The sequence below is a fragment of the Dyadobacter sp. OTU695 genome, from assembly GCF_038440355.1.
Taxonomy (GTDB): domain Bacteria; phylum Bacteroidota; class Bacteroidia; order Cytophagales; family Spirosomataceae; genus Dyadobacter.
In genome coordinates, this window is sequence record NZ_JASATN010000008.1 from 24,698 (window position 1) to 45,006 (window position 20,309).

General features: G+C 49.2%; 19 protein-coding genes. 14 read left to right on the forward strand and 5 right to left on the reverse strand.

The window, feature by feature from the left end; genetic code table 11:
• Nucleotides 1–209: 209 nt before the first annotated feature.
• Together AAHB90_RS16180 and AAHB90_RS16185 are read right to left on the reverse strand one after the other, a co-directional pair.
• On the reverse strand, nt 210–1,091 hold the full coding sequence (locus AAHB90_RS16180) for a bestrophin family protein (protein ID WP_342086252.1): 882 nt from the start codon (nt 1,089–1,091) through the stop codon (nt 210–212).
• Nucleotides 1,088–1,675 carry a 3'-5' exonuclease gene (locus AAHB90_RS16185; protein ID WP_342086253.1) on the reverse strand — a complete coding sequence of 196 codons (588 nt, stop codon included), beginning with the start codon at nt 1,673–1,675 and terminating at the stop codon, nt 1,088–1,090. The genes AAHB90_RS16180 and AAHB90_RS16185 overlap by 4 nt, the downstream gene beginning before the upstream one ends.
• Nucleotides 1,676–1,798: 123 nt before the next feature.
• Between AAHB90_RS16185 and nspC the strand changes: the two genes are divergently transcribed.
• Nucleotides 1,799–2,956: a carboxynorspermidine decarboxylase gene (nspC, locus tag AAHB90_RS16190; protein ID WP_342086254.1), complete on the forward strand. Its 1,158-nt coding sequence runs from the start codon at nt 1,799–1,801 to the stop codon at nt 2,954–2,956.
• A gap of 173 nt (nt 2,957–3,129) precedes the next feature.
• Here the strand turns inward: nspC and AAHB90_RS16195 are convergent, their stop codons facing one another.
• Nucleotides 3,130–4,026, reverse strand: a complete 897-nt coding sequence (locus tag AAHB90_RS16195) for a PIG-L deacetylase family protein (RefSeq protein ID WP_342086255.1) — start codon at nt 4,024–4,026, stop codon at nt 3,130–3,132.
• Nucleotides 4,027–4,409: 383 nt separating this feature from the next.
• Between AAHB90_RS16195 and AAHB90_RS16200 the strand changes: the two genes are divergently transcribed.
• From AAHB90_RS16200 to AAHB90_RS16220, 5 genes are all read left to right on the forward strand, one after another.
• Complete coding sequence (locus AAHB90_RS16200; protein WP_342086256.1) at nt 4,410–6,074, forward strand: CTP synthase; 1,665 nt, start codon at nt 4,410–4,412, stop codon at nt 6,072–6,074.
• 87 nt (nt 6,075–6,161) lie between these two features.
• The gene (gene yidC, locus AAHB90_RS16205) at nt 6,162–7,967 is read left to right on the forward strand and encodes a membrane protein insertase YidC (protein WP_342086257.1); all 1,806 of its coding nucleotides are present in this window, start codon (nt 6,162–6,164) and stop codon (nt 7,965–7,967) included.
• A 121-nt stretch (nt 7,968–8,088) separates the two neighbouring features.
• Nucleotides 8,089–9,792 carry an ABC transporter substrate-binding protein gene (locus AAHB90_RS16210; protein ID WP_342086258.1) on the forward strand — a complete coding sequence of 568 codons (1,704 nt, stop codon included), beginning with the start codon at nt 8,089–8,091 and terminating at the stop codon, nt 9,790–9,792.
• 20 nt (nt 9,793–9,812) lie between these two features.
• Nucleotides 9,813–11,105, forward strand: a complete 1,293-nt coding sequence (hemL, locus tag AAHB90_RS16215) for a glutamate-1-semialdehyde 2,1-aminomutase (RefSeq protein ID WP_342086259.1) — start codon at nt 9,813–9,815, stop codon at nt 11,103–11,105.
• 180 nt (nt 11,106–11,285) lie between these two features.
• A complete protein-coding gene (locus AAHB90_RS16220; protein ID WP_342086260.1) occupies nt 11,286–12,302 on the forward strand; it encodes a glycosyltransferase in 1,017 nt (338 codons plus the stop codon).
• 210 nt (nt 12,303–12,512) lie between these two features.
• Here AAHB90_RS16220 and AAHB90_RS16225 read toward each other — a convergent pair whose 3' ends face one another.
• On the reverse strand, nt 12,513–13,283 hold the full coding sequence (locus tag AAHB90_RS16225) for a class I SAM-dependent methyltransferase (protein WP_342086261.1): 771 nt from the start codon (nt 13,281–13,283) through the stop codon (nt 12,513–12,515).
• A 109-nt stretch (nt 13,284–13,392) separates the two neighbouring features.
• Here AAHB90_RS16225 and AAHB90_RS16230 point away from each other — a divergent pair, with 109 nt between their 5' ends.
• Nucleotides 13,393–13,719, forward strand: a complete 327-nt coding sequence (locus AAHB90_RS16230) for a hypothetical protein (RefSeq protein ID WP_229221552.1) — start codon at nt 13,393–13,395, stop codon at nt 13,717–13,719.
• A 34-nt stretch (nt 13,720–13,753) separates the two neighbouring features.
• Here the strand turns inward: AAHB90_RS16230 and AAHB90_RS16235 are convergent, their stop codons facing one another.
• Nucleotides 13,754–13,906, reverse strand: coding sequence for a hypothetical protein (locus AAHB90_RS16235; RefSeq protein WP_015810647.1), 153 nt, complete (start codon nt 13,904–13,906; stop codon nt 13,754–13,756).
• Nucleotides 13,907–14,049: 143 nt separating this feature from the next.
• Here AAHB90_RS16235 and hisS point away from each other — a divergent pair, with 143 nt between their 5' ends.
• The 7 genes from hisS (at nt 14,050) to AAHB90_RS16270 (ending at nt 20,263) form a co-directional block, all read left to right on the forward strand.
• Nucleotides 14,050–15,420: a histidine--tRNA ligase gene (hisS, locus tag AAHB90_RS16240; RefSeq protein WP_342086262.1), complete on the forward strand. Its 1,371-nt coding sequence runs from the start codon at nt 14,050–14,052 to the stop codon at nt 15,418–15,420.
• A 46-nt stretch (nt 15,421–15,466) separates the two neighbouring features.
• Nucleotides 15,467–16,330 carry an ATP phosphoribosyltransferase gene (gene hisG, locus AAHB90_RS16245; protein ID WP_342086263.1) on the forward strand — a complete coding sequence of 288 codons (864 nt, stop codon included), beginning with the start codon at nt 15,467–15,469 and terminating at the stop codon, nt 16,328–16,330.
• Nucleotides 16,331–16,365: 35 nt separating this feature from the next.
• Nucleotides 16,366–17,634, forward strand: coding sequence for a histidinol dehydrogenase (hisD, locus tag AAHB90_RS16250; protein WP_342086264.1), 1,269 nt, complete (start codon nt 16,366–16,368; stop codon nt 17,632–17,634).
• Between the two features lie 70 nt (nt 17,635–17,704).
• The gene (locus AAHB90_RS16255; RefSeq protein ID WP_223401441.1) at nt 17,705–18,133 is read left to right on the forward strand and encodes an antitoxin Xre/MbcA/ParS toxin-binding domain-containing protein; all 429 of its coding nucleotides are present in this window, start codon (nt 17,705–17,707) and stop codon (nt 18,131–18,133) included.
• Entirely contained in the window at nt 18,133–18,585 is a 453-nt protein-coding gene (locus AAHB90_RS16260) for an RES family NAD+ phosphorylase (RefSeq protein ID WP_342086265.1), read from the forward strand. Before AAHB90_RS16255 ends, AAHB90_RS16260 begins: the two co-directional genes overlap by 1 nt.
• A gap of 36 nt (nt 18,586–18,621) precedes the next feature.
• Nucleotides 18,622–19,695, forward strand: a complete 1,074-nt coding sequence (gene hisC, locus AAHB90_RS16265; protein ID WP_342086266.1) for a histidinol-phosphate transaminase — start codon at nt 18,622–18,624, stop codon at nt 19,693–19,695.
• 46 nt (nt 19,696–19,741) lie between these two features.
• Nucleotides 19,742–20,263 carry a hypothetical protein gene (locus tag AAHB90_RS16270; RefSeq protein WP_342086267.1) on the forward strand — a complete coding sequence of 174 codons (522 nt, stop codon included), beginning with the start codon at nt 19,742–19,744 and terminating at the stop codon, nt 20,261–20,263.
• Nucleotides 20,264–20,309: the final 46 nt, after the last annotated feature.

A 20,309-nucleotide genomic window follows, 5' to 3' on the forward strand; every position in this document is an offset into this window, starting at 1 on the left:
GTTCCGACGAAAACAGGGCACTTTATCAGGCCAATGTTAAGCAAAAATGAAGGGATTAGCGAAATCAGGGTTCAAGGGAAAGCGATTTTGGATTAAAAGCATTAACTGCTGCCAAAATCAAGTAAAAAGCAGCCCTCTTCAAATCCCGGAAAAATTTTTGATTTTAATCAGTTTCTAACCAGTTTCTAATTTTCCGGAAAATTTCCAGCCTATTTGAGCAATGCGCCTGTGGACGAATGGATGCCCTTACAAATGCGCTCCATGGGCAAATCGTTGCTATCCTCGCCAAACGGGTCCTCGATCTCCTCAGCGATCACTTCAAGGCTGGCCAGGATGTAGAATACGAACATGACAAATGGAATAACGAGGAAATGCAGGCTGAACACGTAGCCGATAGGCAGCGTAAGGCAGTAGATAAAGATGAATTTCTTGATGAAAGAGCTGTAAGAGAGTGGGATAGGAGTGTTTTTGATCCGTTCGCAGGCGCCACAGATATTCGTAAAACCTTCCAGTTCGTGGTTCAACAGGATGGTATGCTCCGGCAGCAGCACGCCTTTCCGTTGGAGCTCGATCACTTTGGAAAACAGCGCTGCGGCAATCTGGTTAGGGATATGGTCGGTTGTGATCAGCGTGGTTTTGCGGTAAAGCGCTGTATCCTCAAACTCGTCGGACTTGTAAGTACTGCGCAAATGGTTTTTCAGTGCAAAAGCATAGTTAGGGATCATTTTCGTGAAAAACTCGCGCTCTGCGGCATATTCCGGCCCGATGAGCGCGGCGATCTTCAAGGCAAGGTTACGGCTGCCGTTCATGAGCGAGCCCCATTGTTTGCGGCCTTCCCACCAGCGGTCGTAGGCGGTATTGGTGCGGAACACGAGCAACATCGAGATCACGAACCCGAGCAAAGAGTGCATCAGCGAGATGTTTTTCAGGTCGTTGTTCTCGGTGATTTTAAGATGGATTATAATAATGTATGCGACAATGCTGGAATAAGCGGCCATTGTCATGATCATCGGCGCCAGTTTGCGCACGGTGTCGGCCTTTTGGAAATAGAATATGTAGCGGAACCACTCCTTGGGATTGTAATCGATCATACGAGCTTGACCTGGTCAATGAGCTTAAAAAATTCTTTGAAACATTTTGCCGTAAGGCGGGCGTCTTCCAATGCATTGTGCGTTTCCTCCTCCCGTTCGAAACCGAAATAACTTGCCACCGAGCCCAGGCTCAGCGAACGCGGCACTTGTTTACCGTTTTTTTCGAGGATTTGGAAGAACAAATAGGAGACGGTGTGGAGATCGAGCATTTTGTTCGAGAATCCCCATTTCATTTTTTCGTTGCGATAGGCAAAGCGCAGGAAATTGATATCGTTAATTACGCTCTGGCCGCAAATAATTACGTTGGCGAGGCCGGGCTTACCCACATTCAGTTTCTTGATCCACTTTTCAAACTCGGGGATGACATCATAGATCATCGGTGCGTCTTCGAGGTCGTCCAGCGAAAGGCCGTGAACCTCTTCGGATTTAACGGAAAATGCCTCTTCGTTTTCCGGATAAACATTTTGCAGGTACGTGCCGAGCGACCGCCAGTTGTCGTCAAAAAACTCCGCGCCGATCTGGATAATCTCGTTCCATCCCGGCTCCGGTCCGGTCATTTCAATATCTAAAACTAGGAAGGACATAGGCAGGCTGGCGGGGCTAATGGAAAAATGGTCATGATTTGGAAACTCAAACTTATACTTTTGTGTACAAAATTATGCAATCGTTGCATGCAAGAAGATCCGACAAACACTCATTTATAGCAAATGCCCATCGATTTCAAAGAAATTCCATCCCCCTGTTTCGTCCTCGAAGAGGAGCTGCTCCGCAAGAACCTCGAACTCATCGACTCGGTGCAGAAGGCCGCGGGATGCCAGATCATCCTGGCACTCAAAGGGTTTTCCATGTACAGTGCCTTTCCGATCGTGAAGGAATACCTCTCCGGCGCCACCGCCAGCTCGCTGAACGAGGTGAAACTGATCAACGACTTCATGGGCTACCAGTCGCACACCTACATGCCGGCATACCTCGACAATGAGTTTGAGGAGATCATGGAGCGAAGCAGCCATATTACATTCAACTCGCTGAGCCAATGGGAGCGGTTTCAGGATAGAGTGGAGGCATATAAAGCAGCTAACCCCGGCAAGACGCTCTCGTGCGGCATCCGCGTGAACCCGCAGTACTCGGAGGTGGCTACGGATATGTATAATCCATGCGTTCCGGGCTCACGCCTGGGCGTTACGCGAGACAAGCTACCCGATGAGCTTCCCGCAGGGATCGACGGCATTCACTTTCATACGCTCTGCGAGAATGGCTCCGACACTTTGGAGCGCACGCTCGAAGCCCTGGAAGCAAAGTTCGGAGACTTGCTGCATCAGGCGAAATGGCTCAACATGGGAGGCGGCCACCTCATGACCCGGGAAGGATACGACATTAGTAAGCTAATAAAATTAGTTAGTAATATCAAAGCAAAGTACAATCTGGACGTGATACTCGAACCCGGTTCGGCCATCGCGTGGCGTACCGGAATTCTCTACACAACGGTGCTGGATGTGCTCGACAGCCAGGGCATCGACGTAGCCATATTGGATACCTCCTTTGCCGCCCACATGCCCGACACCCTGGAGATGCCCTACAAGCCCGTCATCCGCGGCGCATACCACGACCCGCAACCCGGCAAACCTACGTACAGATTGGGGGGAATGACCTGTCTGGCAGGTGACTACATGGGCGACTATTCTTTCGATAAGCCGCTGGAAATTGGAGATAAAATCATATTTGAGGATATGATCCACTACACCATGGTGAAGACCACAACATTTAACGGTGTTAACTTGCCTTCCATAGGGATATGGAAAACTGACGGCAATTTTCAACTCGTTCGATCTTACGGATACGAAAGTTTCAAAGATCGGTTATCATAGTAAGAGTAAACGGATTTGTAGATATCGGTTACTTGCCGCTTGAAGGTGTTCGCGGAAATGTCCTAATAATTTTGAATGACCGAATGATTGAATGATTGAATATTTTTACATTAAGCTATTCGGTCATTCAATCATCGCCCGACGACCCGGTCAATCATTCAAAATTCAATTATTCACCTCGGCAGCATCGGAAAGAGCCGCTTGATCTCCTCGGCATTCGGCTGCTTTCCGTACTCGGTGATTTCGAAAACTTCTACATATTTCACCTTCTCGGCCTTCTCTGCGCCGTACCATTTTTCCAGGGAAACCTTGATTTCAGGGGTTACCGAAGAGCGCTTTTCCATGGAGGCGAAGAGCCATTTTTTACGTTCCGCTACGTCTTTTGGAACGTTAGCAAGCTCACCGTTTGTCCAAGGGAGCCACTCATAAAATTGGGAAACGTGGGCATCCAGTCCATCCACTTTTTTAGCAAGATTTTCGGTGATGTCGATGGCGATATCCGGACGGAACGGGTTCGGGCGCTGAAATCGGTCGCGGAAATAAAGGAAAACCGGGTTTTTTGTGAGCGGCGGTACGCTGCTGAGAATGTTGGGCACGATTACCAGATAGGCAGCGTCCTGCACCACTACGCCGGTATTTCTGTGATCGGGGTGATAATCGTTCGTACGGGGCGCAATGACCACGTCCGCATTCCACTCGCGGATTTTGCGGATCACGGCAAGCCGGTTTTCGAGGGTAGGTAGGAGTTCGCCGTCGTGGTTGTCGAGAATGTCGTATTGGATTCCCCAGCGTCGTGCAGCTTCCTGTGCCTCTTTGTAGCGGCGATTAGCCAATTCTCCGCCGCCAATATCCTGGTGGCCTTTGTCGCCGTTAGTGAGCGAAACGAATTTCACTTTGTGCCCCATGGATGAATATATCGAGGCGACACCGCCGGCCCCGAGGTCACAGTCGTCGGGGTGTGCTCCGAAGACGATAATGTTAAGCGGCTTCTTCGATTCCGCAGCGGGCTGGGCCCAGGCCGTGGCGCTGCAAAATAGTAATGCCGGAAGGATTAGTAGTTTTCTGATCATTTTAATAAGGTTATGAAAGTTTGGTATATCTGCAAAATAGAAATTTAAATTCTGGAAAGGCTGCTAGCAACCTTATTTTATATGTCGGGCAAAGCAATTGACGAACAGCTGGCCAACGTCAGGGCGATGATTGAAAATATTAATTTTTCTATGCACTTTTTTTAAATGGAAATTTACCCATTTTATGAAGTTGGTAAGCCCTGTACTTTACATCAAAAAGGGCGATTCCGGCGCGTGGGGCAAGAAAAAATTATATTTGATAACCCGTCAGACTTCCAGGGCATTACTGTTTTCCAGCTAAATATTTAAGCAAGCCCCGCTTAGATTCTTCTAATAATCCTGTATCTTTGTATCCCGTAATCATAGAAAAACAGCAAAGTCTTATGGCTTCCAAAGCACGAAAGACCGCTAAGTACATTTTCGTTACGGGCGGTGTTACATCTTCACTTGGCAAGGGAATCATTGCCTCATCACTAGCTAAATTACTACAAGCGAGAGGTCTCTCAGTCACGATCCAAAAATTCGATCCGTATCTGAATATCGATCCGGGTACTATGAATCCCTACGAGCACGGTGAATGCTATGTAACGGACGATGGAGCCGAAACCGACCTCGACCTGGGCCATTACGAACGTTTCCTCAACGTTCGCACTTCACAAGCAAACAACGTCACCACGGGGCGTATCTACCACAACGTTATTACCGCCGAGCGTCGCGGCGATTTTCTCGGAAAAACCGTTCAGGTTGTTCCGCACATTACCGACGAGCTTAAAAGAAATATGCTGTTGCTGGGCCAGTCCGGCGATTACGATATTGTGATTACGGAAATCGGTGGTTGCGTAGGGGATATCGAATCCCTGCCGTTCCTGGAAGCGGTTCGTCAGGTGAAATTCGAAATGGACCAGCAGGATACGCTGGTGATCCACCTTACATTGATCCCTTACCTGAACTCGGCGGGCGAGCTGAAAACCAAACCGACGCAGCACTCGGTAAGAATGTTGCAGGAATCGGGTATTCAGCCTGATATTCTCGTATGCCGCACGGAGCACCCGCTGCCGTACGATATCCGCAAGAAGATCGCATTGTTCTGTAACGTACAAGTCAACTCGGTGATCGAGGCGATGGACGCAGATACGATTTACGCCGTGCCTTTGCTGATGCTTAAAGAGCGCCTCGATCAGCGTGCGTTATATATGCTCGACATTTATAATGACAAGGACGTTGACCTCGATTCGTGGAAGACATTCCTTTCCAGGCTGAAAAACCCGATCGATTCCGTTCGCATAGGTCTGGTAGGTAAATATGTGGAGCTGCACGATGCTTACAAGTCGATCATTGAGTCGTTTATCCATGCAGGAGCGGCCAACGAATGCAAGGTGAATATCGAATGGATCCATTCTGAAAGCCTAACTGCCGAGAATGCGGTTGAAAAACTGGAAAACCTCGACGGTGTATTGGTTGCTCCGGGTTTTGGCGAGCGGGGGATCGAAGGTAAGATCGCTGCGATCCAGTATGTGCGCGAAAACAATATTCCTTTCTTCGGGATCTGTCTCGGTATGCAAATGGCTGTGATCGAATATGCCCGTAATGTGATCGGCTGGGAGAATGCACATTCGGTTGAAATGGATGCCGGTACCGACCATCCGGTGATCCACCTCATGAAAGATCAGAAAGATATTTCGAACAAAGGAGGGACGATGCGACTGGGCGCTTATCCGTGCCGCATCAAAAAGGACACGTTGGCGCACAAAATCTACGGCAAGACCAACATCAGCGAGCGTCACCGTCACCGCTACGAGTTCAACAATAAATTTTTGAAAGAATTTGATGAAAAAGGGCTGATCGCTACCGGTATCAACCCGGATAACAATCTGGTTGAGATGGTCGAGCTGCCTTCGCACCCGTTCTACATCGGCGTACAGTTCCACCCTGAGCTGAAAAGCACGGTGATGAACCCGCACCCGATTTTCGTGCATTTCGTGGCTGCCGCATTGTCTTATTCATTGCAAAAAAGATCGGTAGAAACCTTGAACCCGGTTTCCCATTGATCACATTTTAAGGCCTGTTAAGCGAAAAAACTTGTTACCTTTGCCGCCTTACAAGCGGTATCTTATTTCAATAATTTAAAGTAAATAATGGATAAAAATTTTGTAATCGGCCTGGTGTTGATCATGCTGATGCTCATAGGCTACCAGGTACTGGTTCCGAAACCTGTGGAACCTACCCCGGTAGCGGAGGTGAAGAAGGAGGCTGCCAAGCCCGCGTCTGTCACTTCGGATACTACCCAGAATTCCTCACAATCAGTTGATTCTACTGCGGTTCCCCAGAAAGACCTGGTAATCGAAACGAAAGACACCCGCGTGGTTTTCACCAACAAGGGTGGGGTAATGAAAGAGGTAATGTTGAAGAAATACAAAACCTACGATCAGAAACCACTTTACCTGATTGCCGAAAACCACAACAAGTTCCAGATTGACCTGCCGACGCAAACCGGCGACGTAAGGCTGACAAACCAGTTTTTCACCACCGACGCGCAGGACCGCACACTGGCAGAAGGAGACTCGGCGGTAATCACTTACCGTACTACGATTAAAAACAACCAGACGGTAGAGCAGACCTACGTGGTACGTGGCACGGGTTACGTGATCGACTACGGTATCAAAGCCAGCGGCGCATTGCCGGCCAACAAGTCGGTAGAGTTCCATTGGGATAACGACCTGCTGCAACTGGAAAACGATATGAAGAAAAACCGTGAGGTGGTTACCGTTAACTACTACACGGACGCGCTGAAAAGCCTGCCGACCAGCCCTACTTCGAACGAAGAAGAGAAGACGGCTGATCCTGTTAAATGGTTTACGATCAAACACAAATACTTCCTGGCCGGTCTGATCGCGGAAAAACAACCGCTGACGAACGTAACCATGCGTGCGAACGTGAACCCGGAAGATTCGGTGATTGTGAAAAACATGAACATTTTCGCGGGTATCCCTACGGCCGCCGTTCAGAAAGGGGCCAACTTCCAGTTTTACCTCGGACCCAACGAATACCATATTGTCGATAAAGTAAAAGCGGAGAATTTCGACCAGAACGTTTACCTCGGTTACGCATTCCTGAAACCGATCAACAAGTTTGTCCTCGTCCCGCTTTTCAACCTCCTCGAAGGATTTGTAAGCAACTATGGCTTGCTGATTATCCTTCTGGTATTGTTTGTCAAAACATTGCTCACGCCGCTGACTTACAAATCGTATATCAGCATGGCGAAAATGCGCATCCTCGGCCCTGAGCTCGAACAGATCCGCGAGCAGAACAAAGACGACCTCGCGAAGCAGCAGCAGGAGCAAATGAAACTTTACCAGCAGGTGGGTGTAAGTCCGCTCAGCGGTTGTGTGCCTGTGCTGGCAACCATGCCGATCCTGTTCTCACTGTTCTTTTTGTTCCCGAACCTGATCGAGCTGCGGCAGCAATCGTTCCTGTGGGCGAGCGATCTTTCCACTTACGACTCGTTCTTCAAGCTGCCGTTCAATGTGCCTTTCGGGATCGGTAACCACATCAGCTTGTTTACGATCCTGATGACGGCTTCCAGCATCGGGTATGCCTATTACAACAACCAGAACACGCCCACACAGCCCGGACCGGTGAATATGAAGGCACTGGGTTACGTAATGCCACTGATGTTTATGTTCATATTGAACTCGTTCCCGGCGGGTCTGACGTTCTACTACTTTGTTTCCAACGTCGTAACGATCGCGCAGCAGTTGCTGATCAAGCGTTTTGTAAATGAGGATAAAATCAAAAATATCCTGGAAGAAAACCGCAAGAAGAACGCTACCGGCGAGAAGAAGCAGAACAAATTCCAGAAATACCTTGAAAAGTCTTTGCAGGCTGCGGAAGAGGCGAAAAAGAAACAGGCTGAATTAGAGAAAAAGACTAAAAAGAAATAAAAGGTTTCTTGGATCGTAATAATAAAGGGCAATGTTCCGGTTGGGATATTGCCCGTTTTTTTCCATTTTGGGCTGATTTTTGTAGCCCGGAAATCAGCACAATCTTGACCCCGACATCCTGATGAGAGTTATCTTTTTTTTGATTTTGACAGTCCATATCGGCTTGTACCAGCCGTCTTTCGGGCAGGGCAATGCCCAGGCGGAAAGCAGGTACCGGTCGGCCCTGGCAGATTATAAACAAGGTAAATACGCCGTGGCAATGGATAAGTTTTATCCCATGACCAGCGTGAATGCCCAAACGGCCTATTCTCCTTACGCGCACTACTACTATGCACTAAGCGCTTACCAGCTGAAACGCTATAAAGACGCCAGGCCGATGCTGCTGCAATTGCAGAGCCGGTATCCCGGTTGGAATAAAATCAACGATGTGTATTATCTGCTAGGGGCCGTTAGCCTTGCAAACGGGCAGATCAAGGAAGGCCTCGACCAGCTTGCCAGGATTAAGGAATCGTCTTTGACCAAAGATGTTCAGGCATTGAAACAGCACTATTTGGGGGCGATCAACGATTTCGTGAAACTGAAAGACCTGCAAAAGCAATATCCATCCGACCGAGACATTGCCCTCATGGTGTACCAATCCATTCAATCTGCGCGTACGCCTGCGCAAGGCGATCTTGCGTATGGGGAGCAACTGGATAAGCAGTTTAAATTTCGCAAAAGCGAAAAGGCAGAGGAAGCGCCTAAACGCAGTGCACCAAAGTCGGATACGCAATGGACGAAAGGCTACCTGGACGTGGCGGTACTGTTGCCATTCAGGCTGGATGAGTTCAGTACTTCGAAACGACGTTCCAACCAGTTTGCTTACGATTATTACCTGGGCTTGACGCTCGCGAAAGAACAGCTCCAAACCGAAGGTATCACCGTTAACCTGTGGGCTTACGATGTTAGCAACGATGCCAGGAGCATGCAGGAAATTGCAGATAACAAGAATTTCCAACTGTCGGATATGGTCATCGGCCCCTTGTATGCCGGTACGTTCGATGTGGCAGTTGATTTTGTTTCCAAAAGCAATGCGATCATGCTTAACCCGCTTTCGACCGACGCCAGCTTGCTAAAAGCCGGTAACATTTACCTCGGGCATCCTTCCATTACCTTCCAGACCCAGAAAGCAGCGCAGTGGATGCGTACGCTTTCGCCGGGTCTTAACACTGTAATCTACTACGGTAATACAGCCAAAGACTCAGCCATGGCCGTGTCCTATGCGGCGGAATGGAAGGCAAAAGGAGGGAAGGTAACAAGCATATCCAAAATTCAGCCGGACCGCGAGTCACTGGAAAGCAAAGTTTCTTCTTTCGAAACCAACAAACCCGCACATGTCGCATTGTTTTCGTCTGATGGAGAATCGGGCGGGAACCTGATCGAAGTTCTGAATGGCCGTAAATTAAATACGCTGCCCGTTTTGGCAACTTCGACGAGCTTCAATAGCCAGCAGTCGCGCTTATCGCGGTATGGCGCACGTCTGTCGCTCATTGATGCAGACCATGTCGATCGGGAGAAAGAAACCATCCGCCAGTTCCAGAAGAATTATTATAACAAAACCAGTACCTTTCCTTCGGTGTATTCCTACCAGGGCTATGACCAGTTGCTTTTCTTTGGACGAATGCTTTCCAAATACAAGGACAAGCTACCTTCCGGCCTGCAATCGCGGAAGTTTGGCAGCGAGGAATTCCTGCTGTCGGGTTTTGACTATACCAAAACAAATGAAAACCAGATTACGCCTGTCCTGAAATACAGCGGCTCCAAATGGGTGCCGGTGGACAGATAATACCAACCTTTTTTAACAGAATGAATACTTCAACGAGCCAGCAACTTTTCGAGAAAGCACAAAATTATATTCCCGGGGGAGTCAATTCGCCTGTGCGCGCATTTCGCGCGGTAGGGGGATCTCCGCTGTTTATCAAATCGGCCAAGGGGCCTTACATTTACGACGAGGACGACAACGAATACATTGAACTGATCAATTCCTGGGGGCCGATGATCCTCGGGCACGGGCATGAACTGATTCAGAAAGCGGTTTCGGACGCCATTCAGCATTCATTCTCTTTCGGCGCGCCTACACGCAAGGAAGTGGAAATGGCGGAACTGATCGTTTCGATGGTACCCTCCATCGAGAAAGTGAGGATGGTGAATTCGGGTACCGAGGCAACGATGTCGGCCATACGCGTTGCGCGCGGGTATACGGGCCGGGACAAGATCATCAAATTCGAAGGCTGCTATCATGGTCACGGGGACAGCTTCCTCATCGCGGCGGGTAGCGGCGCGGTAACATTCGGCACGCCGGATAGTCCCGGAGTGACGAAAGGCGTCGCTAACGATACATTAACTGCCCCTTACAACGATCTGGAAGCCGTTCAAAAGCTGGTGGATGCCAACAAGGGGCAGATCGCCGCATTGATCCTCGAACCAGTTGTTGGTAACATGGGGTGCGTGCTACCGAAAGAAGGCTTTTTGCAAGGTCTACGCCGCATTTGCGATGCGGAGGGCATTGTCCTGATCCTCGACGAGGTAATGACCGGTTTCCGCCTTTCGAAGGGCGGAGCGCAGGAAAGGTTCGGAATTACACCGGATTTAACAACGTTAGGAAAAATAATAGGTGGAGGAATGCCCGTTGGGGCCTACGGAGGCAGGGCTGAAATCATGAACTGCGTTTCGCCAGCCGGACCGGTGTATCAGGCCGGTACGCTTTCGGGTAACCCTATTGCTATGGCTGCGGGCTATGCGATGCTTACCTATTTGAATGAGCACCCGGAGGTTTATACGCAGCTGGAAACTTCGGGTAGCAAGCTTGCCGATGGTTTCAGAAATTCGATGGAAAAGTTGGGTTTGAAATACACCTTAAACCAGATCGGGTCTATGTATACGCTGTTTTTCACGCCGGACGCAGTAACCGATTTCCCGTCGGCCAAAGCTTCGGATCTGCCATTATTTGGCAAGTACTTTCACGCCATGCTCAACCGCGGCATCTACATGGGGCCAAGTCAGTTTGAAGCGATGTTCCTGTCGACGGCGCTCACCGACGCGCATTTGGATCGGATTATTGCCGCAAATGAGGAGGCGTTGGTTGAGATAACGCGATAATATGTCTTCCCGAATGTCACCCTGAGCGAAGTCGAAGGGTTTTTACGACGCTGCTCAACAGGTAAATCCCTGAACATCGGGCATTACCCTTCGACTCCGCTCCTGGCTGACAGATCGGGATAAATTTCAATCATTCAATCATCGCACCGGCGACCCGGTCACTCATTCAATCATTCAAAATTGAACTCCCGCCGCTACTCGATCATCATCCCCGTCTACAACCGTCCCGACGAGTTGGAGGAGCTGCTTGGCTGCCTGGCCGTGCAAACTTGTAAGAATTTCGAGGTAGTGATCGTAGAAGATGGCTCGAAGATCAAAGCCGACGAGGTAGTAAAGTCCTTTGCGGACAGGCTTGACATTCATTACCATTACAAGGAAAACGGCGGCCAGGGCTTTGCCCGCAATCATGGTTTTGAGCGCGCTGCGGGCGACTATTTCATATTGCTGGATTCGGATGCATTGATTGAGCCGAACTATCTTTCAATCGTAGAAAGCCGTCTGAATACGGATTACGTCGATCTCTACGGCGGGCCGGATACGGACCATCCGTCATTTACCCCCATTCAGAAAGCGATCAGTTATTCGATGACTTCGGTATTTACAACCGGTGGCATTCGTGGTAAGAAGAACAATATGGGCGGGACATTCCATCCTAGGAGCTTCAATATGGGGCTTTCGCGTAAGGTGTGGGAGCGTACGGGCGGGTTTCTGACGAGCCGGATGGGAGAGGACATTCTGTTTAGCATCGCGGCGCTTCGGCTCGGTTTCAAATCTGCTTTGATTCCCGAGGCATTTATTTACCACAAACGCCGCACGCAATTCGGGGCGTTTTTCAGGCAGCTTAAATTCTTTGGCCGGGCACGCATTAACATCGCCCGCTATTATCCCGACGAGCTGAAACTCGTGCATACATTCCCGTTACTGTTCACACTGGGCGTTTGCAGCATTCCGCTGTGGTATTTCATTTTCGAACCGGTCTTTTACCTGGGATTGTGGTTCCTCGGCACTTACGTGACATTGCTTTTCATCGACGCATTGCGTAAAACTAAAAGCGTAGAAGTGGCATTCCTAAGCATCGGCGCCGCATTTGTACAGCTTTTCGGCTACGGGATCGGTTTCGTGCAGGAAGGCTGGAAGCGGCTCTGGGAAAATAAAGCGCACCGCGAAACGGGGGCAGCGATTGAGTATCCTTCGTAGAGGAGTTTATGAGTTTAGAGTTTGTGAGTTTAAAGTTTATGAGTTTAGAGTTTAAACTTTATAGTGAAAAGTAAAGAGGCAGTTTCCGGGGAAGCTGCCTCTTTACTTTATTTTAGATAGTAAGACTTTGGACTTCAAACTCTCCACTCTTTACTATTTACTCTAAACTAAAAAACTCTAAACTCTGAACTCTCCACTCTAAACTCAAATCTACTTCCGGCAAAAATACACGATCTCCTCGCCAGGTAGTGAATACCGCTGCACTTCTTCCCTGGTCAGTTCATCCATTACAAACCGGTCTTCTGTCACTTTGAAACCGCCTTTTTCGAGTTCGCGGCCGTAGTTGCGGCCGAACAGGCGCAGGTGGTCATTTTGAAGGAAGTGCTTCTCACGTTCTTTTGGGTCGGTGATCGTCGGGTCTTCGTAGGTTACTTCATATTTCATGTCCTGCGGGGACTGGATCAGGGCCCATCCACCTGGTTTCAGCACGCGGTGCAGCTCGCTCATAGCGAGAATATAGTCATCTACGTGCTCCATAACGTGGTTACAGAATGCAACGTCGAATGTATTGTCTTCAAAAGGGATCTGGTGGATGTCCATTTTCACCTTCGCGAGGGGAGATTCGATGTCGGCAGTAATGTAATCCAGGTTTTTCATATGCTCGAAACGGTCGATAAAACAGTATTCGGGCGCGACGTGCAGGACTTTAAGGTTGGCGGTATAGAAATTGGTTTTACGCTTCATATACAGCGCCATCAGGCGGTGGCGTTCGAGCGAAAGGCAACTGGGGCACAGTGCATTCTCGCGGCTCGACGTATTACGGCCATAGGGGAGGAACTTACGGTATTTACTGTTGCAAACCGGGCATTCCACTTTGTTGCCGATATAGAAGATGCTGAGTAACCGCGCTGCCCAGTGTCCGACGAGTTGAAGGTAGGGACGCGGAATGTAGCGCAGAACTAAACTAATGATGGATTTCATTAAACCAATTAACTAAAAATTAATAATTTTAGGATCATAACATCGAATAGCCTGATTAATGATCCCCTCGATTGACCCGAAACCACCTGGTAAGCGACTGATAAAAAGAATGTCGACACGCACGAAATGGATGATTCTCGCTCCATTGGGCCTGTTGCTGTTCAGTTTTGGCCTTACCGTCCTCAGCGAAGCTGCGCATCAGCGGCGGATCGGGGAACCTACGCAGGTTTGGGTCGTTTTGGGCCTTTACAGCCTCGCATTAATTAACGGAGGCCTGATCATGTTCGGTGAAGCCCTGCGCTTCCGCATCCTGCTCGATGTCCGTCGCGAAACACGTCGTAGCATGCGTCAGCTGCTGCGAAAGGTCAATCTGAAAGCTGCTTCGGGAAAACACAAATCCTCCAAAAAAGCAAAAAGCCCTACCAAAACAGATTGACAGGACTAGTTGATAGCATTCCGAAGAGGCTGGATTATTTTTTATTTGCTTCAAATTGGGCTTTGATAGCCTCAACGTCAACATTGCGCACTTCTGGCTTGCGTAGAAGGTTTTTGATCTTTGCAGTGCGGTTGTTTGCTACTGCTTTGTTTCTGCGACCTTTACGTTTTAATTCCGTAACTCCCATTGTAAAAGTTGTTTTGTGAAAGAGCCGCAAAATTAAGCATTTTAACGCAAATAATGCACGCAATACTCATAAATATTGCATAACCTGCCCTAACTTTACGGTTTCATAGGCCATTCAAGGCCGAAATCGATAGCATTATTATAATGAGTAAACCATCTCTTGCCCGCGGAACCCGTGACTTTGGTCCGGAGCAAATGGCAAAGCGTACTTTCATTTTCGACACTATCCGACGCTCTTTCCAACGATACGGTTTCCTCCCATTGGAAACCCCCGCTTTTGAAAACCTGTCTGTACTGATGGGTAAATATGGCGAGGAAGGCGATCAGCTGCTCTTCAAATTGCTCAATTCGGGTGATTTCAGCGGCAAGCTCACCGACAGCGACTGGAATGCGGGATACAAGCCTCTGACTACCAAAATTTCAGAAAAAGGCCTGCGATACGACCTTACCGTGCCGTTCGCGCGCTACGTGGTGATGAACCGCGGTACCCTCGCAATGCCTTTCAAACGCTACCAGATCCAGCCCGTGTGGCGCGCTGATCGCCCGCAGAAGGGCCGTTACCGTGAGTTTTACCAATGTGATGCGGATGTAGTAGGCACCGATTCGCTGCTTTGTGAAGCGGAAATCGTGATGCTTTTGCATGATATCCTGCCTGCATTGGGCATTACCGACTTTACTGTCAAGATCAACAACCGCAAAATCCTGACCGGCATCGCGGACATGATTGGGGCACACGGGATGGAAGGGCCGCTTTGTGTGGCCATCGATAAATTGGATAAAATCGGGAAGGAGAAAGTGGTTGAGGAACTCCTCGAACGCGGTTTCGCTTCTGATAGTATCGGAAAGCTGGAACCGATTTTCAGCCTTTCGGCCGGAGACGACCCATTTACGGAATTGAAAAGCTGGCTGGCAGAGTCGGAGGTTGCGTTGAAAGGTATACAGGAGCTGGAAGAAGTGTGGGCGATGGTGAAGATCCTGGGATTGGAAAACGCAAAGATCGAATTCGATGTGACGCTTGCGCGCGGGCTTTCCTATTATACAGGCGCTATTTTCGAAGTGAAGGCCAATAATGTACAGATCGGCAGCATTTCAGGCGGTGGACGCTATGATAACCTGACAGGGACCTTTGGCGTGCCGGGTATTTCGGGCGTGGGCATTTCGCTCGGCGTAGACCGTATTTATGACGTAATGGAGGAGCTGAACCTCTTTCCGGAAAGCCAGAAGACGAGCACCAAGGTAATGATCTCCAATTTTGATGAAGAGGCATTTACGTATGGGCTTGCGATTCTGCCGAAATTCAGGAAAGCGGGCATTAATTCAGAGATTTATCCGGATTCGGTGAAACTGAAAAAGCAGCTCGATTACGCGGACCGCAAGAGTATCCCATTTGTTATTTTAATCGGTTCGGACGAGATGCAATCCGGTTTGCTGACTTTGAAAAATATGAAAACCGGCGAGCAGCAGAAACTGAAAACGGAAGATATCATAACTTTGCTCAACCGGGAAGACCAATAACCCTATTAAATACCGACAAACGGCTGCGTGAGCAACCTATAACTTTATGAATGATAATATTTTAAGGATTGCCATCCAGAAATCGGGCAGACTTAGTGAAGATTCTCTTAAACTGATCAAGGAGTGCGGGATCCGTTTCGACAACGGTGCAGGTAAGCTCAAAACCGACGCGACGAACTTTCCTGCCGAAATCCTTTTCCTGCGCGACGACGATATTCCCGGTTACGTGGAAGACGGCGTGGCACATCTGGGGATCGTTGGAGAGAATGTTTCGGAAGAATCCTGCAAGGACGTGGATACCGTTCACAAGCTGGGCTTTTCGAAATGCCGCCTGTCGATCGGCGTTTTACGCGAGGCTGAGTACAATGGCGTGCAGGACTTGCAAGGTAAGAGCATTGCAACCACTTACCCGCGTTTGCTGGAACAATATCTTAAATCTCATGATGTTAAGGCTGATATCCACGAAATCAGCGGGTCGGTGGAAATCGCGCCGAGCATTGGCCTGGCCGATGCGGTTTGCGACATCGTAAGCTCGGGCAGCACGTTGCTGAGCAATGGTTTGAAAGAAGTGGAGACGATTTTCCGCTCGGAGGCAGTCATGATCGCCAGCAAGAACCTTTCGGATGTTCAGAAAGACCTGTTGGACCAGCTTTTGTTCCGTATCAAGTCGGTGCAGATGGCGAAGAACAACAAGTATATTTTGCTGAATTGCCCTGTGGATGCGGTGGAGAATATTACCAAATTCCTCCCGGGTATGCGTTCCCCGACGATCCTGCCATTGGCGACAGAAGGCTGGTGCTCGCTGCATTCGGTGATCAACGAAAACGAATTCTGGGAGAATATCGAAAAGATCCGTCAGGCGGGTGCGGAGGGAATCCTGGTGATCCCGATCGAGAAAATGATTGTATAAAATGCCCCGGGAATGCCGGGTTTGATTCTGACATTATGAATATCATTCCATTTCCGGAAAAGGAACAATGGCCTGCATTGCTGGCCCGGCCCGTTCTGGAAGCAAAGGATATCGAATCGCGGGTAATGCCCGTACTCGAACAAGTGAAGAATGAAGGCGACGCGGGCATTAAAGCCCTCGCCCTGAAATTCGACAAAATTGAACTGACCGATCTCGCATTTTCGGAAAAAGACATGTCCGAAGCGGCCAACAGGCTGGACGAGACATTGAAGGCGGCGATTGGTCAGGCTTACGAGAATATCTACAAATTCCACAAAGGGCAGCTCCAAGCACCAGAGAAGGTGGAAACGATGCCCGGTGTTACCTGCTGGCGAAAAAGCGTAGGGATCGAGAAGGTAGGGATTTACATTCCCGGCGGTTCGGCACCTTTATTCAGTACGGTTTTAATGCTGGGTATTCCGGCTCAAATCGCTGGTTGTAAGGAGATTGTGCTCTGTACGCCGTCCGACCACCCGGCTATTTTATATGCTGCCAAACTGGTGGGCGTTACCAAGGCATTCCGCATTGGTGGTGCGCAGGCGATAGCCGCAATGGCCCATGGTACGGAAAGTGTTCCAAAGGTTTACAAAATATTTGGACCTGGAAACCAGTATGTTACCACGGCTAAAATGCTGATCAGCAAAGAAGGAGTGGCGATTGATATGCCTGCCGGACCTTCGGAAGTGGCCATTTTCGCCGACGATACGGCATTACCCTGCTTCGTAGCCGCCGACTTGCTTTCCCAGGCGGAGCACGGTGCGGACAGCCAGGTACTTTTGGTTTCTACCAGTAAAAAATTGCTTGCCTCGGTGAATATCGCATTAGCAGAACAACTGGAAGTACTTCCACGCAAAGAGCTGGCCGCCCAGGCGATGGCGAACAGCAAGGCGATTCTGGTCGAAACAGAGGAGGAAGCCATTGAAATGCTCAACCAATATGCCGCCGAACACTTGATCCTGAGCATTGGCAATGCGGAAGAGGTGACGGAGAAGATCTACAATGCCGGCTCAATTTTCCTGGGCAACTATACGCCCGAATCATGTGGAGATTATGCGTCGGGTACCAACCATACATTGCCTACGAATGGCTATGCAAGGGCTTACAGCGGGGTTTCCGTCGATAGTTTTGTCAAGAAAATCACCGTTCAGCACATTACGGAAGAAGGCATCCGCAATATCGGACCTACGGTAGAAGCGATGGCAGCTGCGGAATCACTCGACGCCCATAAGAACGCAGTGAGCATTCGGTTGAAAAATCTTTTGTGAAAAAATTTTAAGCCCGGGAAATTTGTCCTAAATTAGAGGACAAATTTCAACGGCCTTAAAAAACACGGAAATGACAGCATACATGGTAAACGAACGTTTGGGAGGTTACGAAACCCTCAAACATGCTGTGAAAAATGACTTCGACCTGGCTTACCTGGCCGAAAACGGCGTTCCGAAAGCTTCTATCCAGCATCTTGCTGATTCTATCGGAATGGATATTAAAGATGTGATAGCGCTTTTGCCTGTTACTTCCAGGAACTTGCAGCGTTACAATGATATTGATCTGCTTAGCAATGTTGTTTCTGATCATCTGATCGCCCTGGCCGATCTGTTCTCTGTGGGGAACCGGGTTTTGGGTAAAGAATACTTCCTCGATTGGCTGAACAACGAGGTGCCTGCGCTGGGTAGTGAGAAACCGATCAGCTTTTTACGGACCCATGCGGGTATTGAGCTGGTCAAAACCGAATTAGGGCGCATGGAACACGGTATTTTCGCTTAATGGAGCTATTCAGGATAACAAGATCGGAATATCAGGATGATTTGAGTGGAATAGGGGCTTTCTATAATGGAGGACGATGGAATACTCCGAGAAACGCCATGCTTTATACTTCTTCACACCGCTCGCTGGCCATGCTGGAAGTACTCGTGCACTGGCACAAAACGGTGACTCCTCCCAATTACGTGATCGTTTCCCTGGAAATCCCTGACAATGTCGCAAGCGTAACCGCTCCTTATCTCGTGCCTGAATGGTACGAAGACGAGCAATGGAGCAAGGAAATAGGGGACTCGTGGTTGAAAGCGGGTAATAGTCTTTTGCTGCGGGTACCGTCGGTGGTTGTCCAGGCCGAGCAGAATTACCTCGTTAATCCGATGCATCCGGACGTTCTTTCCCTCAAAATTACCGACATAGCACCGCTGAATTTCGATTCAAGGCTCTTCAAAAAGATTTAGAATCCACACACGGCGACCGCCGTAACTTTCCATAGTATGAATAACAGTTTCGATTTAAACAAACTCCTTCGCCCGCACATTCTCACGCTGGCCCCGTATTCATCCGCAAGAGACGAATACACCGGGCATGTAGGGATATTTCTGGATGCGAACGAAAACCCGTACGGGTCGGTGACGGGAGAGCGCTATAACCGCTATCCCGATCCTTATCAGGCCGAAATCAAACAGAAACTGGGCCCGATCAAACAGGTGAGCCCCGACCGTATTTTCCTCGGAAACGGCAGCGATGAGCCGATCGATCTGCTCACGCGCGCCACGTGCACGCCCGGGCAGGACCGTGTGATCATTCTGCCGCCCACCTACGGCATGTATGAGGTAAGCGCATCAATTCATGATGTGAAAATCGACAAGGTCTCACTCACAAACGACTACCATATCGATACGGAAGCTGTTTTGAATGCAGTAACGCCTTTGACGAAGATCATCTGGATCTGCTCGCCGAACAACCCGACGGGTAATGTTATGCAGTACGATGCCATTCAGACTATTCTGGAAAATTTCAGCGGTTTGGTGGTGGTGGACGAGGCTTATATCGACTTCACCAGCGAGCCTTCCTGGATCCGGCACCTGGATAAATACCCTAACCTGGTGGTATTGCAGACATTCTCCAAAGCATGGGGCCTTGCGGGCATCCGCGTAGGCATGTGTTTTGCCTCACCGGAGCTGATCCGCATTCTGAACAAGATCAAACCGCCTTATAATATCAGTTTGCCCGCACAGCAGGCGTTGCTGGAAGGTTTGAACGGCATCGAGAAGAAGGACAAAATGGTGGCCGACATTCTCGAACAACGCCAGGCACTGACCGAAATGCTGCAAAGCTTGCCTATCGTCGTTAAAATCCACCCCACGGACGCCAACTTCCTGCTCGTGCAGTTTGAAGACGCAAAGGACGTGATGGACTACCTGATCCGTGAAACGATCATCGTGCGTGACCGTTCGCGCGTACATTTATGCGAAGGTTGCCTGCGGATTACGGTAGGAACGAAAGAAGAAAACGAAGTTTTGATCGAATCATTAAAGAAATTCCAGTCCAGGAACGTTATTGCATAGCTGTTGTTTCAGCGTTCCCGGAACATTTCCCCGATTTTAATTAACTATGAAGAAATTAGCCTTAACTTTTATTTGCGCACTTTGCTTCGGAATGGCGCACGCCCAATACGACAACTGGGCGGTAGGTTTCAAACTCGGTGAACCCACCGGCGTCAACATCCGGAAGTACTTCAACAACATCCACGCCATCGACGTGACAATAGGCACCTATGGCGGTATCCTGAGCAACGACCGAAAATACCGCGGCGATGACGGTATTTACAAAAACACGGGTGTTTCGCTCCAAATGCATTATTTGTGGCACACACCATTGTTCAATTCGGAGGCGGTGCATGTGTATTACGGCCTCGGCGGGCAGATCAACAACCGCCGCTCGTATCCCAAACGGCTAAACGGCGATTATGAAAAAGCCCTTACCCTGGGTGGTTCGGTGCTGGGCGGTTTTGAATATTACATTCCTGACAACCGTATCTCGGTGTTCCTGGAAGGCGGCACCTACATCGAATTGCTGAGAAGGCCATTTTATCTGAGCCCCAACATTTCGGCCGGTCTTCGCTTCAATCTCTGAGAATACTTCTTTCAAGCATACGAAAAGCAGGTTTACGCCTGCTTTT

What these genes read in the sequence shown, in the direction of transcription:
- AAHB90_RS16180 (WP_342086252.1), bottom strand. Translation starts at nt 1,091, where the DNA reads ATGATCGATTACAATCCCAAGGAGTGGTTCCGCTACATATTCTATTTC.
- AAHB90_RS16185 (WP_342086253.1), bottom strand. Translation starts at nt 1,675, where the DNA reads ATGTCCTTCCTAGTTTTAGATATTGAAATGACCGGACCGGAGCCGGGA.
- nspC (WP_342086254.1), top strand. Translation starts at nt 1,799, where the DNA reads ATGCCCATCGATTTCAAAGAAATTCCATCCCCCTGTTTCGTCCTCGAA.
- AAHB90_RS16195 (WP_342086255.1), bottom strand. Translation starts at nt 4,026, where the DNA reads ATGATCAGAAAACTACTAATCCTTCCGGCATTACTATTTTGCAGCGCC.
- AAHB90_RS16200 (WP_342086256.1), top strand. Translation starts at nt 4,410, where the DNA reads ATGGCTTCCAAAGCACGAAAGACCGCTAAGTACATTTTCGTTACGGGC.
- yidC (WP_342086257.1), top strand. Translation starts at nt 6,162, where the DNA reads ATGGATAAAAATTTTGTAATCGGCCTGGTGTTGATCATGCTGATGCTC.
- AAHB90_RS16210 (WP_342086258.1), top strand. Translation starts at nt 8,089, where the DNA reads ATGAGAGTTATCTTTTTTTTGATTTTGACAGTCCATATCGGCTTGTAC.
- hemL (WP_342086259.1), top strand. Translation starts at nt 9,813, where the DNA reads ATGAATACTTCAACGAGCCAGCAACTTTTCGAGAAAGCACAAAATTAT.
- AAHB90_RS16225 (WP_342086261.1), bottom strand. Translation starts at nt 13,283, where the DNA reads ATGAAATCCATCATTAGTTTAGTTCTGCGCTACATTCCGCGTCCCTAC.
- AAHB90_RS16230 (WP_229221552.1), top strand. Translation starts at nt 13,393, where the DNA reads ATGTCGACACGCACGAAATGGATGATTCTCGCTCCATTGGGCCTGTTG.
- AAHB90_RS16235 (WP_015810647.1), bottom strand. Translation starts at nt 13,906, where the DNA reads ATGGGAGTTACGGAATTAAAACGTAAAGGTCGCAGAAACAAAGCAGTA.
- hisS (WP_342086262.1), top strand. Translation starts at nt 14,050, where the DNA reads ATGAGTAAACCATCTCTTGCCCGCGGAACCCGTGACTTTGGTCCGGAG.
- hisG (WP_342086263.1), top strand. Translation starts at nt 15,467, where the DNA reads ATGAATGATAATATTTTAAGGATTGCCATCCAGAAATCGGGCAGACTT.
- hisD (WP_342086264.1), top strand. Translation starts at nt 16,366, where the DNA reads ATGAATATCATTCCATTTCCGGAAAAGGAACAATGGCCTGCATTGCTG.
- AAHB90_RS16255 (WP_223401441.1), top strand. Translation starts at nt 17,705, where the DNA reads ATGACAGCATACATGGTAAACGAACGTTTGGGAGGTTACGAAACCCTC.
- AAHB90_RS16260 (WP_342086265.1), top strand. Translation starts at nt 18,133, where the DNA reads ATGGAGCTATTCAGGATAACAAGATCGGAATATCAGGATGATTTGAGT.
- hisC (WP_342086266.1), top strand. Translation starts at nt 18,622, where the DNA reads ATGAATAACAGTTTCGATTTAAACAAACTCCTTCGCCCGCACATTCTC.
- AAHB90_RS16270 (WP_342086267.1), top strand. Translation starts at nt 19,742, where the DNA reads ATGAAGAAATTAGCCTTAACTTTTATTTGCGCACTTTGCTTCGGAATG.